12 protein-coding genes are annotated in these 16941 nt (G+C 64.4%); 10 read left to right on the plus strand and 2 right to left on the minus strand.

The genetic code is table 11. The annotated features are described in order from the left end of the window. Nucleotides 1-22: 22 nt before the first annotated feature. From KXV01_RS20040 to KXV01_RS14670, 5 genes are all read left to right on the plus strand, one after another. On the plus strand, nucleotides 23-1114 hold the full coding sequence (locus KXV01_RS20040) for a CfaE/CblD family pilus tip adhesin (RefSeq protein ID WP_317987338.1): 1092 nt from the start codon (nucleotides 23-25) through the stop codon (nucleotides 1112-1114). 18 nt (nucleotides 1115-1132) lie between these two features. Further along, the gene (locus KXV01_RS14650; protein WP_111097357.1) at nucleotides 1133-1828 is read left to right on the plus strand and encodes a pilus assembly protein; all 696 of its coding nucleotides are present in this window, start codon (nucleotides 1133-1135) and stop codon (nucleotides 1826-1828) included. Nucleotides 1829-1896: 68 nt separating this feature from the next. Then, nucleotides 1897-5952, plus strand: coding sequence for an ESPR-type extended signal peptide-containing protein (locus tag KXV01_RS14655; RefSeq protein ID WP_263467889.1), 4056 nt, complete (start codon nucleotides 1897-1899; stop codon nucleotides 5950-5952). 260 nt (nucleotides 5953-6212) lie between these two features. After that, on the plus strand, nucleotides 6213-7325 hold the full coding sequence (locus KXV01_RS14665; protein WP_263467919.1) for a YadA-like family protein: 1113 nt from the start codon (nucleotides 6213-6215) through the stop codon (nucleotides 7323-7325). 69 nt (nucleotides 7326-7394) lie between these two features. Continuing rightward, on the plus strand, nucleotides 7395-8138 hold the full coding sequence (locus tag KXV01_RS14670; protein ID WP_263467920.1) for a hypothetical protein: 744 nt from the start codon (nucleotides 7395-7397) through the stop codon (nucleotides 8136-8138). 177 nt (nucleotides 8139-8315) lie between these two features. On the opposite strand, the gene KXV01_RS14675 is transcribed toward KXV01_RS14670, so the two are convergent. Further along, entirely contained in the window at nucleotides 8316-8960 is a 645-nt protein-coding gene (locus KXV01_RS14675; RefSeq protein ID WP_006466035.1) for a hypothetical protein, read from the minus strand. 210 nt (nucleotides 8961-9170) lie between these two features. Then, a complete protein-coding gene (locus tag KXV01_RS14680; RefSeq protein ID WP_111096788.1) occupies nucleotides 9171-11594 on the minus strand; it encodes a penicillin-binding protein 1A in 2424 nt (807 codons plus the stop codon). A gap of 219 nt (nucleotides 11595-11813) precedes the next feature. Between KXV01_RS14680 and KXV01_RS14685 the strand changes: the two genes are divergently transcribed. The 5 genes from KXV01_RS14685 to KXV01_RS14705 are packed head-to-tail and all read left to right on the plus strand — an operon-like array spanning nucleotide 11814 to nucleotide 16928. Next, complete coding sequence (locus tag KXV01_RS14685; RefSeq protein ID WP_014038321.1) at nucleotides 11814-12872, plus strand: pilus assembly protein PilM; 1059 nt, start codon at nucleotides 11814-11816, stop codon at nucleotides 12870-12872. Continuing rightward, nucleotides 12872-13750, plus strand: coding sequence for a PilN domain-containing protein (locus tag KXV01_RS14690; RefSeq protein ID WP_164284596.1), 879 nt, complete (start codon nucleotides 12872-12874; stop codon nucleotides 13748-13750). Before KXV01_RS14685 ends, KXV01_RS14690 begins: the two co-directional genes overlap by 1 nt. Continuing rightward, nucleotides 13747-14403 (plus strand): type 4a pilus biogenesis protein PilO, encoded by a 657-nt coding sequence (gene pilO / locus KXV01_RS14695; protein ID WP_049411380.1) that lies wholly within the window; start codon nucleotides 13747-13749, stop codon nucleotides 14401-14403. Before KXV01_RS14690 ends, pilO begins: the two co-directional genes overlap by 4 nt. Beyond that, nucleotides 14403-14936 carry a pilus assembly protein PilP gene (locus tag KXV01_RS14700; RefSeq protein ID WP_005418914.1) on the plus strand — a complete coding sequence of 178 codons (534 nt, stop codon included), beginning with the start codon at nucleotides 14403-14405 and terminating at the stop codon, nucleotides 14934-14936. Before pilO ends, KXV01_RS14700 begins: the two co-directional genes overlap by 1 nt. 21 nt (nucleotides 14937-14957) lie before the next feature. After that, a complete protein-coding gene (locus KXV01_RS14705) occupies nucleotides 14958-16928 on the plus strand; it encodes a type IV pilus secretin PilQ family protein (RefSeq protein ID WP_049438328.1) in 1971 nt (656 codons plus the stop codon). The last annotated feature ends 13 nt before the right edge of the window (nucleotides 16929-16941 follow it).

Consider the following 16941-nt stretch of genomic DNA (forward strand, 5'->3'; position numbering starts at 1 on the left):
GTTGAGTACAGCGCTGGTGGTGATGGCGCCGCGGGCGTTTGCGCAGCGGCCGCCGCAGACAGAGCCGCCGCGTGCGCGAGTCGTTCAGAAAACTACATTGTCATGGGACCGCTCAACGATACCGGGTGAGTTAGAGCTAATAGCTCCAAAAACGCTTCTGGCCTACGACCGCCTCGACTATACGAAGGCCTATGGGCACATCTTTCTAACTTGCAGTCCGTCGTCCTACCCGCTGCTAGGTCGCTGTCCCACCGAGGACACGGCAGACGTTGCATCTGGTCACTCGACGATAGGTCTGCAACTTAGGGAGCGGCGAACCGGCTTACTTACTGAGATTGATGTCCATGGCGAATTGCTTAGGGCTGATGGCCGTCTTGCGTGCAGTGGTGACTACTGGAAGGCTTTGTCACGGCCGCTTCATACATCATATGCAGCGATCTGCTCCATTGACCCGCCAGCGGGAACGTCCATGCACATCTGGATTCCAGCTCGAGAGTTGCACCGACTGGTCGCAGGCAGCTGGACAGGCGCGTTTGAATTGAACCTTAGGTCGCCGATAGACGATGGCTTGGGAAGCTACCGGTTCGACTTCGACTTCACCATCACCGACCGCGACGCAGTAGCCATCTACTTCCCGCACTTCGACGAAATCTCGCCACACGTCGGCATGAACCTCCGCTACGACCCCATCACCCAGACCGTGGGTGGCGGAACGACCGTGGATATGTGCCTGTACGACGGCCTCGGCTCGCAAGCGCCCTATCTGGGCGTCACTGTCCGCGATTCCGGTAGCCGAACACCCGGCCCCACTGGCTTCTCCGCATGGCATCGCGACAGCGGTGGCACCGGCGACAACGAGCGCCTCGATTACAACGTCACCCTCGACTACAACGGCGCGCCACTGCCCATGCGCAACGGGGTGGAAGAACAGCTCACCGGCATCGACACCGCCAAGTTGAAGCTGGTGGTGCTGCCCGGCATGAGCCAGCCCGTGTTCTGCGTGGATACACCGCTGCGGCTGGAGATGCCGCGCGTGCCCATTGCCGAGAAACAGGCGGGCTATTACCGCGGCGATCTCAAGGTCGAACTGCGCGTTCCCACCGGTGTGCCCTGATCCCCACCAGGAGTGTCCATGAAACGTCTTTCTTTCTGTCTGCTGCCCCTCTGCCTGCTGCTGGCGGTGCCAGCCCAGGCCAACCTCACCGTGCATCCCATGCGCACCTCGGTGGATGCCAAACGGGGTACGCAGATCCGCGTCTACTCGCAGTCTGCCCAGCCCCAGTACATCCAGGCCTCACTGCGGCGGATCGTCAACCCGGCCGATGCCGATGAGCGCGAGGTGGAGGTGGAGCCCGGCGATGCGGCCATTGCGGTGACGCCTGCGAAATTCGCGCTGTCAGGCGCCGGCAATCGCCTGATACGGGTCATCCCGCTGCAGCCGGTGGAGCGGGAAGCGGCGTATCGCGTGTACTTCGAAGGCGTCAGCGGGCCTGAAGAAGCAAGCGCAGACGCCAAGGAAGCCGCCGAGGCCAAGGTGGGCGTCAACCTGGTCTGGGGCGCGCTGGTGAACGTGCTGCCGGCCGAAGGTACAGTGCTGCCACGCCTGCAGGGCGACACCCTGCGCAACGACGGCACCCTGCGCCTGGGCATTACCAGCATTTCCGATTGCGTCGGCAACCGCTGCACCGCGCACGACGTCTCCCGCAGCCTGTACCCCGGCAGTGCGCTGCAGCTGCCGTTTGCTGTTGAAGCCGGGCACACCGTGCAGCTGCGCTACCGGCTGACCCGTGATGGCTACCGCGAGCACGTGCAGACCCTTACGCCCTGATCCCCACACCCCGCCACGCGCAGGGCGCGGGCGGGTTTTTTCTGCATTCCCTGTTAAGAAGACACCTGATGAACAAGATCTATCGCCGCCTATGGTCCACCGCCCGGCAGTGCTGGGTGGTGGCGAGCGAACTGACATCGCCGCGTGGAAAGGCCGCATCGACCGCGGCCGCGACGTCGGCTGTACTGCTTTCAGCCTTGTTGCCAGGTGTTGGTCTGGATGCTGCACACGCTACCATCTACGACAGTTGTCAGAGCCCGACGCAGATCATCGTCAACTGTGTGCCCTATCGCGGTCATGATGATCGTGGAAAAAGCAGCATCGGCAGCAATAGTGGGCGGTTCCTGATGCAGGGCGCGGGGTCGCACATTCAGGGCTACCACTCAGCACTATACGGCAGCGGTGCAGTTTCTGCGGGTGACTACAATGCGGTGTTTGGCAACGAAACAATTGTCTCCCAAGGCTACAGTGCCGTATTCGGTGCGAAAGCCCAGAGCAACGGTATCGGCACCGTTTCCGTCGGTCACTATGCCCGGTCATACGGTACCAACTCCATAGCAATCGGCAGCGGTGCGCAGACGGTCAGTGGTGCTGGTATTTCGCGTGTTGCTATTGGCGGTAATGCATTTGCAGGAACTGATGGTTGGACGGGCGGCACAGCGATCGGCGGAGAGTCCAGGGCAGAGTTCGACGGGACCGCTATTGGCTATGAAGCCAAAGCAACCAAGGTAGGTGCCGTTGCGATTGGTCGTGGCTCGGTTGCAAACGAAGGCAATACGGTGTCTGTCGGCAGCAGCTCCACCAAGCGCCGCGTCGTCAACGTGGCAGACGGTAATGTAAACGCCAGTAGCTACGACGCTGTCAACGGTCGCCAGCTACAGGGCGTGAAGGACACGGTATCGTCTGTCCAGCGCGTGGCCAACTCCGCGCAGAGCATCGCTACAGCGGCAAAGTCCACTGCGGATCAGGCGCTGGTCAACACGAGGCTGGTAACACAGACCTCGGCAGGCAGCATCATCCGTGTGGGTGGCGATAACACGGGTAACGTGCTGACCGTCAGCAACAAGAACGGCGAGGCGCGTTATCTCAACGGCGTGCGCAATGCCACGCTGAGCGCCACCAGCACCGATGCGGTGACCGGGCAGCAGCTGTTTGCTACCAACCAGCGGGCAGATGCAGCCGCTCGCGTCACTGCTACCGGTAACACGATCGCCGAGGAGAACAAAGCCAGCGCGACTGGGAGCCTCTCACTGGCGATGGGCCAGGTGGCCAAGGCGAATGGTGTAGCCGCGATGGCATTCGGCCACGGCGCCATTGCCGAGGCAGGCAATGCCATTGCCATCGGCAGCGCATCCGGTGCTAGTGGCACGTTTGCGGTTGCGGTAGGCGGAAACGCCAAAGCAACGCACGAAAACTCGGTTGCGCTGGGCGAGAAGTCAGTCACCACAGGGGCCAAGCAGGTTTCTGTTGGCAACGCGACGATGAAGCGCAAGATCGTCAATATGGATGACGGCGCCATCAACGCCACCAGCAGTGAGGCAGTGACCGGCAAGCAGATGTACCAGGAGAGCCAGCGCGTCAATGGTCTTGTAAAACAAGCCAGTGCGGGTGGGATCATGTACCTGGGCGCCGAGAATACCGGCAACGTACTTACCGTCAGCAACAAGGACGGTGGCAAGCGCTATGTCAACGGTGTGCAGAATGCCACGTTGAGCGCATCCAGCAGTGATGCCGTTACGGGCCAGCAGCTGTTTGCCACCAATAACAACGTGACGACTGCGCAGAACACGGCAAACAACGCGCTGGGCAAGGCCAACGCTCTTGGCGGTCTGGTCAGCCAAGCCGCTGCCGATGGCAATGTTCGTCTGGGTGGTGAGAACACCGGTGCCGTGCTGGATGTCCGTAACAAGGCAAACGCCAACCGTACCCTGAGCGGCCTGAAGGAAGGTGCGGTCAATGGCACCAGCACCGAGGCCGTGACCGGCAAGCAGCTCAACACCACCAACACTGAAGTGGCCTCTGTGCGCACGGTGGCCACGGCGGCGCAGACGACTGCCAACACTGCCAAGACCACGGCGGACAGTGCACTGGGCAAGGCCAACACGCTCGGCGGGCTGGTCAGCCAGGTTGCAGCCGACGGCAACGTCCGCCTGGGCGGCGAAAACACCGGTAGCGTGTTGGATGTGCGCAACAAGGCAAACTCCAACCGGACCCTGAGTGGCCTGAATGACGGCGCAGTCAACGCAACCAGCACCGAGGCCGTGACCGGCAAGCAGCTCAACAGCACCAATACCGAAGTGGCCGCTATCCGCACGGTAGCAACGAGCGCGCAGACGACTGCCAACACTGCCAAGACCACGGCGGACAGTGCACTGGGCAAGGCTAACACGCTCGGCGGACTGGTCAGCCAAGTTGCAGCCGACGGCAACGTCCGCCTGGGCGGCGAAAACACCGGTAGCGTGTTGGATGTGCGCAACAAGGCAAACTCCAACCGCACCCTGAGTGGCCTGAAGGACGGTGCAATCAACGGAACCAGCACCGAGGCAGTGACCGGCAAGCAGCTCAACACCACCAACACCGAAGTGGCTTCTGTGCGCACGGTGGCGACGGCGGCTCAGACGACCGCTAACACTGCCAAGACCACGGCAGACAATGCGCTAGGCAAGGCCAATACGCTCGGTGGGTTGGTCAGCCAGATCGCAGCAGACGGCAATGTCCGCCTTGGCGGTGAGAACACGGGGACCGCGCTGGATGTTCGCAACAAGTCGAACGCCAACCGCACCCTGAGCGGCCTGAGGGACGGCGCGGTCAATGGATCCAGCACCGAAGCCGTGACCGGCAAGCAGTTGTTCGCAACCAATGAGAAGGTCCAGGCGAATGAGGGCGTGCTTGCAGGCCACACCAGCGATCTGACGGCGCAGTCTGGCCGCATTGCCGACAATCGACGCGATCTGGATGCGCTACGTTCGGACTTTGAGGGCTTTGATCCAGACCTGGATGGCGTGGTGAAGTTTGCTGCCGATGGGAGCGTGGATATCGCAGGTGGGAAGCTGCGTGGCGTGGCTGCGGGTGATATCAGCTCGGCGGCGAGTACGGATGCTGTGAATGGTGGGCAGTTGTACGAGACCAATCGCAGGCTTGACGAGCTGGCAGACGCCAGTGCTTTTCTTGCATTTGGTGAGTTGATTGATAGGGACCCTGCGCGCGCGGGAAGGTTTGGCATTGCTATCGGCGACTCCGCGGAGGCATCGATACGTTCAGAGGGCGCGGTTGCGATTGGTGCATATGCAGCTGCGCGGGGGGCGAACTCAGTTGCGCTTGGGCGAGGAGCACATGTCCATGAAGGCGCTGAGCGGGGGTTTGCTCTGGGGCCTGAGTCACAGGTGGCTGCGGCGGGTGGCTTGGCAATCGGTGCGACAAGTGTAGTGAGAGCATCAGCGTCCAATGCAGTTGCACTAGGCGCAGAGTCAATCGCAGATGAGGCAAACACGGTGTCAGTCGGAAATGGCGGGCTTCAGCGCAGAATGGTTAACCTCGCACGTGGAATTAACTCCGCGGATGCCGCCACGGTAGCTCAGCTTGGCGACGCTCTTGGGACTCTGGGGGCGGGCGCAGGCATGGATGCAAGCGGCAATATCATCGCCCCCACCTACAACGTCCAAGGTGGAACCCAGAACAACGTCGGCGATGCCCTGGCCGCACTCGACAGCGCCGTGGTCACGGCAGACAGCCGCGTAGATACCCTTGAAGGCAAGCTGCGCTCTGCATTCCAAGATGGCCCGTCGGTGCGTGCCGATGGCCTGAATCAGCTGGTGCTGGCAGGCGCCAATGGCTCGGTGCTGACCAATCTGGCTGACGGCCGCATTGCCGCAGGCAGCCGTGACGCTGTGACCGGTAGCCAGCTGTTTGAGGCGAAGCAGGAAATTGCCCGCAACCGCAATGATCTGAATGACCTGCGCGGTGAGCGTGATGGGCTGCTGTCGCGTGGGCTGATGGCAGCGGGGCAGGGCAACGTGATTGATTACGGCGGCGCGCGGTTGACGGGTGTTGCTGATGGGTGGTATCTGCAGATAGCCGCGATGTGGTCACCGGACGGCAGCTGTTTGAATTCGACGGTCGGCTGATGGAGATGGAGGACCAGCGTCGCTTCTTCAAGATTGGAACCGACGAGTACAGCGAGGACGCTTATGCGGGTTTGATCGGCGTTGCCATAGGTGAATCTGCAGAGGCATCCCCTTTTGGAGAGGGCGGGGTCGCGGTCGGTGGCTTTGCTAGAGCGCTTGGCACCAACTCTGTGGCCTTGGGGCGTGGCTCCCGGGTTATCCAGACAGCAACCAACGGCTTTGCACTTGGCGCAAGCTCTCGTGTTGATGCTGAAGGGGGATTGGCTTTGGGTGGAAACTCGCGGGTTCAGGCTGAAGCGAAAGGCAGTATTGCGCTCGGAGAAGGTTCCATCGCAGACGTCAGCGGCACGGTCTCGGTCGGTGGTGGTGGCGTCCAGCGCCGCATCGTAAACGTAGCCAACGGCCGTAACGCCACCGACGCCGCCACCGTCGGCCAGCTCCGCGGCGCGCTCGCCACCCTCGGCGGCGATGTCGACGCCAACGGCAACATCGTCAACCCGACCTTCAATGTGCAGGGCGGCCAGCAGTCCACCCTCAACGAAGCCCTGTCCACCCTCGACTCCGCCGTCGTCACCAACACCACCCGCACCGAGCGCGTGGAATCCCAGCTGCGTGCGGTCTTCCAGGACAGCCCCAGCGTCCGCAGCGACGGCCCGAACCAGCTCACCTTCGCCGGTGCCAACGGCATGGTGCTGTCCAACGTCGCCAACGGTGCCATCGCCGCTGGCAGCCGCGATGCGGTCAACGGTGGCCAGCTGCATTCCATGCAGCAGCAGCTCAACGGCCGCATGGACGGGCTGGAGCAGCGTATCGACGGCCAGCCGCAGGCACCGCAGTCGCGCTCCCTCACCGTGGCCGCTGCTGGGGGCAGCACGGCATCGTCCACCCCGGCAGCCACACCGGCCGACGACGAGCCGACCGCACCGCCGCCGTCCACTGGTGACAACAAGGTCGTAGCCGATGCCGGCAACGCACCGAAGTCCTCACCACAGCCGCAGGCCGATGCGCCAAAGCCGGAATCGCCCACGCCGCAGGTGGACACCGCCGAGCTGGAGAAGATGCTGGCCCGTGCCAACGAGTACAGCGATGGCATCTCCCGCGAGGTGGACCGCCGCCTGGACAAGATGGACAAGCGCTTCAACCGCATGGCGGCAATGACCAGCGCGCAGAGTGCGATGGCCATGAACACCGCCGGCCTTAACACCTACAACCGCCTCGGTGCGGGCGTGGGTTACAGCGAGGGCGAATCGGCCATGGCCGTGGGCTACCAGCGCGTGTTGAACGACAAGGGCTCGGCCACCTTCAGCCTCAATGGTGCCTTCACCAACAGTGGTGAACGCAGCATGGGCGTGGGTGTGGGCATCGGCTGGTAAGCCGTGCAGCCCCGGCGTGGCGCGCGTAATGAACCCCGCCGCGCCGGGGTCCTTGCCGAGGAGAAGGCAATGTACAGATGGGTAAGTGGAATCGTCAGCTATCGCACGTTCTATATCTGGCGGGCGCGCTTTCGCTACTACACCCGGAACCTGGATCTGTGGACGCTGATGAGCGGGCTATGCATTGCCGGTCTGCTGCTGGTGCTGTGGTACCTGTGGCAGATGCTGGGTGTACCGCCGCCGCGCGTGCAACCGAAAGCCGCGGCGCTGCGCATCGAAGGCGTCACCCGCGAGGCGATCCATCGCATCGTGCTGGTGCGTCACGCTGGCAGCACGCGGGGGGCCGAGTTCACCACGCCGGAAGAGGTGCGGGCGAGTACGCTGCGCACGATGCGGGTACGGCAGGTGATGGACAGCGAGGTGGTGTGGCGTCTGAAGGCCGACATGCTGGCGGACATCGCCGACTACATCACCGCCACGGGTGGGTGCGTCCCGTACGACTGCCGACGGATTCGCGCTCGATTGGAGGATGTGCGCAGGGCGGGTGTTGAGAATGCGCAGATCAACACAGCACTGTTGACGATCCTGGAGGTGTCGCTGGACCAGATGCCCTCGTTGGAGGCGGTCGAGCATGAGCGGGTGAAGAGTGGGTGGTCGGATGGGTTCAACGACATCTATGACCAGATCTGGTTGCTGCGGGGCCTGCAGGTCATGCATGCACAGATGATGCGGGAGTATCCGCAGCGAGCCCCAGTACCGTGGCTGCCGCGGCTGCTCAGCGATCCGCTACGCGATACCCGTTTTGTCTGGTAACGGGAGCATGATGGGCATCATCTGCCAGCGCAGGTAGCGCAGCTTTTGTAGAGTCGAGCCGTGCTCGACTGCTCTCCGGCCAGCAATCGAAATGCCTGAAGCACGGTGCGGACCAACGGTCCGCACCCATCACTGGCAGGTACCGCTGCGCTCGCCGGCCATGGGCCGGCGCTACCGTCATCCGCCGATGTACGCGGTGATCTCGGCCTCGGCCAGCACCTGCCGCAACTGCGCGACAGACGCGCGCCGCATCGGCTTCTCATCGACCGGCGACAACGGTGCCTGACGCAGGGCATCGTACGGCAGCACGGCCAGGTCAAAGGTCAGTTCCTCGGCACTGAACACCCACACCGGCACATCCAGGCTGCGCTCGCGATCCATGCGCAGGCGACGCGTCCGCGATTCGGCGGGAATGCCGTGCTCGTCCAGGAAGCGGTGCACGGCTTCCGGGTCGTCGCTGTGCAGGTGAAGCTGCACCGGGCTGTTGGCATCGGCGGTGCCTTCCAGCACCGGGCCGGCCAGCCGCGGGGCGAAGCCGTGCAGGAACTCCAGCGCACGCATGGCAGCCTCGCGGCGGCGCTGCAGTTCGTTGCCGTGCTGGGGGCCGGAGAACAGCCGCTGGTACTCGCGCAGGGCGTCTTCGATCTCGGTGTTGCGCGGCAGGGAGGCATCGTCGTGGATGCCAAGCCGGCTGGCAGCCTTCAACTTGGCCTGGTGGTAGTCGCGGATGCCGCCTTCAGCCATCAGGCGGGCGGCTTCGTGGGCGAGGCGGTGGCGCCGCTCGCGGGTCTGGCTGGCAGCATGCTGACGGGCGCGGTGCATGCGATAACTCCTGTTGCGACCTGGCTACAGACTAGCGCACGGATGTGACATCCGCGTGGGTATTTCACCGAGACGAGCACGCGGATGCCGTTGATGGTGTAGAGCCGAGCCCATGCTCGGCTGCTCTACCGCACGCCCTGAGCCGAGCACGGGCTCGGCTCTACAGGCGCGTCGGTGCCAACCCACGGTTGGCACCCACCTGACCCTTCCTCAGAAGATATCGAACGCGGCGGCGTCGGCCTGCGGCGTATTGAGGTTCAGGTCGTAGTCGGTCAGGCGGTCCATGTCTTCCACCTTCACCCATTCGGTCGCGCCGTTGAGGGTGGCCTGGACCATGCCGCTGGGCGGCTCGTTCTGCGCGATCGGGGTGTCCTTCAGCGCGGTGCGCATGTAGTCGATCCAGATCGGCAGCGCCGCCTTGCCACCGTATTCGCGGTAACCCAGCGAGCGGAAGTCGTCGCGGCCCACCCACACGGTGGTCACGTACGGGCCGCCGAAGCCGGAGAACCAGGCGTCACGATGGTCGTTGGTGGAGCCGGTCTTGCCGCCCACGTCCTCGCGGCCGAGCACCTTGGCCTGCACACCGGTACCGCGCTGGACCACGTCGCGCATCATCGACACCAGCTGGTAGGCGGTGCGGGCGTCGATCGCGCGCGGGGCAGTGCGGGCGTCCGGGTTGGCCGGAGCGGCGGCAGTTTCGGTCTTGGCTTCGGCCTTGGCCGCAGCGGCCGGGTCCACCTTCGGGGCCGGGGCGCCGAAGTTGAAGCCATCCACCACCTGGTTGACCGGCTGATCGCTGCTGCCCGCACAGTCACGGCAGGCCATCGCCGGGTTTTCCTTGAACACCAGGTTGCCGTCGCGGTCGTTCACCTGGTCGATCAGCCAGGTGTCCACGCGCGAGCCGCCGTTGGCGAACACGGCGTAGCCACGGGCCACCGACAGCGGGGTGAGCGAGGCGGTACCCAGCGACATCGACAGGTTCGGCGGCAGTTCCGATTCGGCGAAACCAAATTCGCTGATGTACTTGCGCGCGTAGTCCACGCCCATGCCATCGAGCAGACGCACCGAGACCAGGTTGCGCGACTGCACCAGCGCTTCGCGCAGGCGCATCGGGCCGCGGAAACCGCCGCCGTCGTTCTGCGGGGCCCAGGTCTTGCCGCGGCGGTCGCGGAACACGACCGGAGCGTCGAGCACGATCGAGGCCGGGTTGTAGCCCTTGTCGAACGCTGCGGCGTAGATGAACGGCTTGAAGCTGGAACCCGGCTGGCGGCGGGCCTGGGTGGCGCGGTTGAACTTGTTGCCGGAGAAGCTGAAGCCACCGACCAGCGCCTTCAGCGCACCGCTGTGGGCATCCAGCGAGACCAGCGCGGACTGGCCGCGCGGGATCTGGTCCAGCAGCCACTCGCCCTCCTTGGCCCCGGCGCGCACGCGCACGATGTCACCGCGCTGCACCAGCTTGCCCGGGGTCTTGTTGGTCCACTTGGCGGCACCGGCCGGCAGCACGATCTCGGTGCGGTTGGCCAGCACCACCGTGGCGCTGCCATCGGCAGCGGTGCTGGCGACGATTGCCGGCAGCAGGCCGGCCTGGCCGTACATGCCGCGCAGGTGCTCGGCCAGGGCGGCGGCATCGTCGCCGGCGCCCAGCTGCACCTGCTTCTCCACGCCGTGCCAACCGTGGCGGTGGTCGTACAGCAGCAGGCCATCACGCACGGCCAGGTTGGCCGCGGTCTGCAGGGTGGAATCGATCGTGGTGGTGACGTGGTAACCCTTGTTGACCACGTCGCCGCCGAAGCGGGCGATCATTTCCTGGCGCACCAGCTCGGCCACGTAGGGCGCATCGACCTGTACCGGCGGCTCATGCGCGGTGGCGTGCATCGGCACGGCCTTGGCCGCGTCGGCTTCGGCCTGGCTGACGAACTTCAGGTCGGCCATGCGCTGCAGCACGTAGTTGTCGCGGCGCTGGCGGGCACGTTCCGGGTTGGAGATCGGGTTGCCCGAGGACGGGAACTTGGGGATACCGGCCAGCGAGGCCATCTCGTCCAGGTCCAGCTCGTTCAGCTTCTTGCCGTAGTAGAACTCGGCGGCGGCGGCCACGCCGTAGGCGCGGTTGCCGAAGAAACTCTTGTTCAGGTACAGCTCGAAGATCTCGTCCTTGCTCAGCTCGGACTCGATCTTCCGCGCCAGCAGGATCTCGGCCAGCTTGCGGGTGTAGCTGTACTCGGAGCTGAGGAAGAACTGGCGGGCGACCTGCTGGGTGATGGTGGAGCCACCCGGCACGCGCTTGTCGTTGGTGGTGGCCAGCAGCCAGACCGCACGGCCGATGCCCATGTAGTCCACGCCGCCGTGCTCGTAGAAGCGGGCGTCCTCGGTGGCCAGGAAGGCCTGCTTCAGCCGCTCGGGCACGTCCTTCATGGTGACCGGGGTGCGCCGGGTCTCGCCGAACACCGCCATCAGCTTGCCATCGGCAGCGTAGACGTACATCGGCTCCTGCATTTCCACGTCGCGCAGGGTCTGCACGTCGGGAAGCTTGGAGGAAACGGCATAGTACAGACCGCCCACGGCGGCCGCGCCGATCAGCGCCAGGACCAGGACAATCAGGAAGATCCAGCGCAGCCAGCGGCGGAGTCGAGTCATCGGGTTCAGATTCCGATTGCGAATTTCGTGGTCGCAGAGTATAGATTACGCAAGGTGGCGGCTGGGGTCGGCACCGGGGAGCGCAAGGGGAACAGTCAGGGGCTGCATGGTGAATCCGTGAGGGATTTCACAGCAGGGCCGTTGCCATTTGCTAAGAATACGTTATTAATGCTCGGACGCAGGTCTTGCGTCCAAGTGCCCGTCGGCAGGGGAGAAACCGTGGGGCTCATCCCAAAAAGTCAGTCGCCGCTTGTAGGCGTCGACATCAGTTCGACTGCGGTAAAGCTTTTGCAGCTGTCCCGCAGCGGCAATCGTTTCCGCGTGGAACATTACGCTGTGGAACCTCTTCCGCCGAATGCGGTGGTGGAGAAGAACATCGTTGAAGTGGAGGCCGTCGGTGAGGCCATCCGCCGGGCGATGAACCGTTCAGGCAGCAAGGCCAAGTTGGCCGCTGCCGCCGTCGCGGGGTCGGCGGTGATCACCAAGGTGATCCCGATGCCGGCCGATCTCGACGAAAACGACATGGAAGCCCAGATCGAGCTGGAAGCGGTCAACTACATTCCGTATCCGATCGAGGAAGTGAACCTGGACTTCGAGGTGATCGGGTCGATCCCGAACAACCCGGAGATGGTCCAGGTCCTGCTGGCCGCGTCGCGTTCGGAGAATGTCGAGCTGCGCCAGTCCGCACTGGAGCTCGGTGGCCTGCAGGCCAAGGTGATGGACGTGGAGGCCTTTGCGGTCGAGAACGCCTACGCCCTGGTCGCCAGCGAGCTGCCGGTGTCCATCGACGGCGTGGTTGCGCTGGTCGACATCGGCGCCACCATGACCACCCTCAATGTCCTGCGCGGCGGCCGTAGCCTTTACAGCCGCGAGCAGGTGTTCGGTGGCAAGCAGCTGACCGACGAGATCATGCGCCGCTATGGCCTGAGCTACGAGGAAGCCGGGCTGGCCAAGCGCCAGGGTGGCCTGCCGGAAAGCTACGAAATGGAAGTGCTGGAGCCGTTCAAGGAAGCCACGGTCCAGCAGATCAGCCGCCTGCTGCAGTTCTTCTATGCGGGCAGCGAATTCAACCGCGTCGATCACATCGTGCTGGCCGGTGGCTGCGCCGTGCTCGGTGGCCTGCCGGAGATGGTCGAGGAGCAGCTGGGCGTGCCGACCGTGGTCGCCAACCCGCTGGCGCAGATGACCCTGGGGCCGAAGGTGAACGCGCATGCGTTGGCCCAGGATGCCCCCGCGCTGATGATCGCGACCGGTCTGGCGCTGAGGAGCTTCGACTGATGGCACGCATCAATCTATTGCCCTGGCGCGCCGAGCGGCGCAAGCAACGCCAGCGCGAGTTCTACGCAATGCTGGGCATGGCCGCTGTCGGTGGCCTGCTGTTGTCGCTGATGATCTGGTTCTATTACGACCGCCAGGTGAGCGGCCAGATGGACCGCAACGCCTATCTGGAAGCCGAGATCGAGAAGGTCAAGGAACAGAACAAGGAGATCGATCGCCTCGACGCGCAGAAGGAACGGCTGCTGGCCCGCAAGAAGGTGATCGAGGAACTGCAGGCCAAGCGCTCGCAGATGGTCCACCTGTTCGACGCACTGGTGCGCACCATCCCCGACGGCGTGGTGCTGACCGCACTGAAGCAGGAAGGGGATGTGCTGACGCTGGAAGGACGCACCCAGTCCAATGCCCGCGTTTCGGCCTACATGCGCAACCTGGAGACCTCCGGCTGGATGACCAATCCGGAGCTTTCGATCATCGAAGCGCGTGACCCGGAGAAGGACAAGGATGGCAAGGTCGGTCCGCTGGCCGACATCAAGGCGCTGCCCTATGTGTTCGTGGTCAAGGTGAAACTGCCGGCACAGAGCGAAGAGGTCTCGGCGACGCCGGGCCTGAACCCCGATGGCTCGGTGGCGACGTCGGCGCCGGCACCGGTGGCTCCGTTGGCCGCAGGTCCGGATGCCGCGACGCCTGCGGCTCCGGCAGCTGGGCAGCCGCCGGCACCTGCCACACCTGCTGCTGCACCGTCGGCCGCTCCGGCTGCTCCGGCCAAGCCGAACCAACCGGCCGCGCCGGCCCCGGCACCTGCCCCGAAGCCTGAGGGCAGCCGCCTGGCGCAGCCGCCGCAGGCCTTCAATGCGCTGCTGCAGGGGGATCGCGCATGAGCCAGAAGATCGACATCAAGAACCTGGATTTCAACGACATCGGCAACTGGCCGCAGAAGGCCAAGATCGTCTTCTGCTCGTTGCTGGCACTGGTCATCATGTTCGTGGCGTGGATGCTGCTGATCAGCGGCAAGCGCGAGGAGCTGGCCGGCCTGGAATCGAAGGAAGTCGAGCTGCGCACCGAGTTCACCAAGCAGCAGGAACGCGCGGTGAACCTGGAGCCGCTGAAGCAGCAACTGGCGCAGATGGAGCAGGTGCTGCAGCAGATGCTGCGGCAGCTGCCGAGCAAGACCGAAATGCCCGACCTGATCATCGACATCTCGCAGACCGCGCTGTCCAGCGGCCTGACCAACGAGCTGTTCGAGCCGGAGCAGGAGCAGATCAAGGAGTTCTACGCCGAGAAGCCGATCAAACTGCGCATGGTCGGCAGTTACCACCAGTTCGGCGCATTCGTCAGTGGCGTGGCCTCGTTGCCGCGGGTAGTGATCCTGACCATGCATGACATCAACCTCAAGCCCAAGGAAAAGACCGGCGGCAACGTCCGCAGCGGTGCACTGGAACTGTCCGGTACGGTCAAGACCTACCGTTACCTGGACGAGACCGAAGTGCAGGCGCAGCAGGCGGCTGACGCTGGCAAGGAGGGCAAGAAGTGATGCGCGCGCAGACCGTACGTGGTGCGATGGTGCTGGCTGTACTGCTGCTGGCCGGTTGCGGCCGTGGCGTGACCAGCACGCCCGGCGACGCACCGAACCTTGAAAAGTGGGTGGAAGGCGAGCGGGCGCGACCGGCGCAACCGCTGGAGCCGCTGCCGGTGATGCAGCAGTTCGAGACCTTTGAATATTCCGCGCAAGGCATGCGCGATCCGTTCACCGATGCCTGGACCAATCCGCAGCAGGGGAACGGCGGATTGCGACCGGACCCGAACCGGCGCAAGGAGCCGCTGGAAGGCTTCCCGCTGGATGCGCTGGACATGGTCGGCACCATCGGTACTGGTGCAGGCACCGTGGCGCTGGTGATGGGGCCGGACAAGGTCACCTACCGGGTTCGCCCGGGCGGTTACCTGGGGCAGAGCGACGGGCGGGTCACGGCGGTCTTCGAAGACCGCGTGGAGCTGATCGAACTGGTGCCGGATGGCGCGGGTGGCTGGCTGGAACGGCCGGCAACGCTCTCGCTTGAAGATCAATGATCGTTTACTGGGGATAGCACGATGACCTTTCACCAAGCCAAGGGGCTGCGTCCCATCCGGCGCTCTACCTTGAACCGTGTCAGCGCGCTGGGAGTCGCGCTGATGCTGGCCTGCGCTCCGGCGCTGGCTGCCGCACCGGCGGAAAAGCCGGTGGGCGCCACCGTGGCACCGGCCGCTGCGCCGGCAGGCCTGTCGGTGGCCAAGATCGATTTCAAGCGTGGCGATGACGGCGCCGGGCGCCTGATCGTGCAGTTCGACGGGCAGGGCGCGATCCCTGACCTGCGCACGCAGGGCAACAGCGTCGTGGTCGACGTCGGCAATGCCCGACTGCCGGCCAACCTGCAGAAGCCGATGAACGTCACCGACTTCGCCACGCCGGTACAGCGCATCGACGCCAAGCCGTCCGGTGCCGGTACCCAGCTGGTGCTGAGCACCGGGGGTGCCGTGGAGTCGCTGGCCTACCAGAGCGGCAATGAGTACGTGGTCGAGATCAGCCCGCGACAGGCCCCGGCCGCCGTCGGCGCGGTCACCGCCGGCAGCGTCACCCAGGCGGCCAAGGCCGTCGGCCAGCGTGGTTTCACCGGCAAGCCGGTGACCTTCAACTTCCAGGACGTGCCGGTGCGCACCGTGCTGCAGTTGATCGCCGAGGAGTCCAACCTGAACGTGGTTGCGTCCGACTCGGTGCAGGGCAATGTGACCCTGCGCCTGGTCAATGTGCCGTGGGACCAGGCGCTGGACATCGTCCTGCGCGCGAAGGGCCTGGACAAGCGTCGCGATGGCAGCGTGATCTGGGTGGCGCCGCAGGCTGAACTGGCCAAGTTCGAGCAGGAGAAGGAAGACGCGCGCATCGCCATCGAGAACCGCGAAGACCTGCAGACCGACTACATCCAGATCAACTACCACAGCGCCACGCAGATCTTCAAAGCGCTGACCGAGGCCAAGGGCATCGGCGGCAGCGGTGGCGGTGGCAGCGGCGGTGGTTCGGGCAGCTCTTCGCAGGAAGACAGTGGCTTCCTGTCCTCGCGCGGCCGCATCGTGGCCGACGAGCGCACCAACACGCTGATGATCAGCGACATCCCGAAGAAGATCGCGCGCATGCGCGAGCTGATCAACGTGATCGACCGCCCGGTCGACCAGGTGCTGATCGAAAGCCGCATCGTCATCGCCACCGATACCTTCGCCCGCGAACTGGGCGCGAAGTTCGGTGTCAGCGGCAGCCGGGACAATGTGTACTTCAGTGGCAATCTCGAAGCCAACCGCTTGACCCGGGAATCGCAGGTCAAGTCCGCGCAGGACAACGCCAAGGCCGAACGTGACTGGATCGCAGGTGGCCGCGTCGGCCCGCCGCCCGTACCGGTGGGCTCGACCATCACGCGTGGTTTGAACTGGAGCCTGCCGGTTGCCGCGGCCAGCAACCCGGGTTCGCTGGCGCTGTCCATCCTCAATGCCGGCTACCTGCTGGACGTGGAACTGTCGGCCATGCAGGAAGAGTCCCGGGGCGAAGTGATCTCCAACCCGCGCGTGGTCACCACCAACCAGCGCGAGGCGCTGATCAAGCAGGGCAAGGAAATCGGCTACGTCACCATCAGCGGTGGTGGCGCTGGTGGCGTGGCGACCCCGAACGTCCAGTTCAAGGAAGTGGTGCTGGAACTGAAGGTCACTCCGACCATCACCAACGACAACCGCGTGTTCCTCAACATGCAGGTGAAGAAGGACGAAGTCGACCAGCTGATCCAGCTGGAAGGCTACGGCACCGTGCCGTCGATCAACCGCCGCGAAGTCAACACCGCGGTGCTGGTCGAGGATGGGCAGACCGTGGTCATCGGCGGCGTCTACGAATTCACCGATCGCAGCAGCATCAGCAAGGTTCCGTTCCTGGGCGACGTGCCGTTCCTGGGCAACCTGTTCAAGAAGCGCGGCCGCAGCAAGGACAAGGCCGAGCTGCTGGTGTTCGTCACCCCGAAGGTGCTGCGCGTGGCCAAGCAGAACTGAGCCATCGCTCCGA

This window comes from Stenotrophomonas sp. Ps181 (assembly GCF_025697425.1).
Taxonomy (GTDB): domain Bacteria; phylum Pseudomonadota; class Gammaproteobacteria; order Xanthomonadales; family Xanthomonadaceae; genus Stenotrophomonas; species Stenotrophomonas sepilia.

Excerpts from the sequence above, each read along its gene's own strand:
- KXV01_RS20040 (WP_317987338.1), top strand. The coding sequence starts at position 23 with ATGGCGCCGCGGGCGTTTGCGCAGCGGCCGCCGCAGACAGAGCCGCCG.
- KXV01_RS14650 (WP_111097357.1), top strand. The coding sequence starts at position 1,133 with ATGAAACGTCTTTCTTTCTGTCTGCTGCCCCTCTGCCTGCTGCTGGCG.
- KXV01_RS14655 (WP_263467889.1), top strand. The coding sequence starts at position 1,897 with ATGAACAAGATCTATCGCCGCCTATGGTCCACCGCCCGGCAGTGCTGG.
- KXV01_RS14670 (WP_263467920.1), top strand. The coding sequence starts at position 7,395 with ATGTACAGATGGGTAAGTGGAATCGTCAGCTATCGCACGTTCTATATC.
- KXV01_RS14675 (WP_006466035.1), bottom strand. The coding sequence starts at position 8,960 with ATGCACCGCGCCCGTCAGCATGCTGCCAGCCAGACCCGCGAGCGGCGC.
- KXV01_RS14680 (WP_111096788.1), bottom strand. The coding sequence starts at position 11,594 with ATGACTCGACTCCGCCGCTGGCTGCGCTGGATCTTCCTGATTGTCCTG.
- KXV01_RS14690 (WP_164284596.1), top strand. The coding sequence starts at position 12,872 with ATGGCACGCATCAATCTATTGCCCTGGCGCGCCGAGCGGCGCAAGCAA.
- pilO (WP_049411380.1), top strand. The coding sequence starts at position 13,747 with ATGAGCCAGAAGATCGACATCAAGAACCTGGATTTCAACGACATCGGC.
- KXV01_RS14700 (WP_005418914.1), top strand. The coding sequence starts at position 14,403 with ATGCGCGCGCAGACCGTACGTGGTGCGATGGTGCTGGCTGTACTGCTG.
- KXV01_RS14705 (WP_049438328.1), top strand. The coding sequence starts at position 14,958 with ATGACCTTTCACCAAGCCAAGGGGCTGCGTCCCATCCGGCGCTCTACC.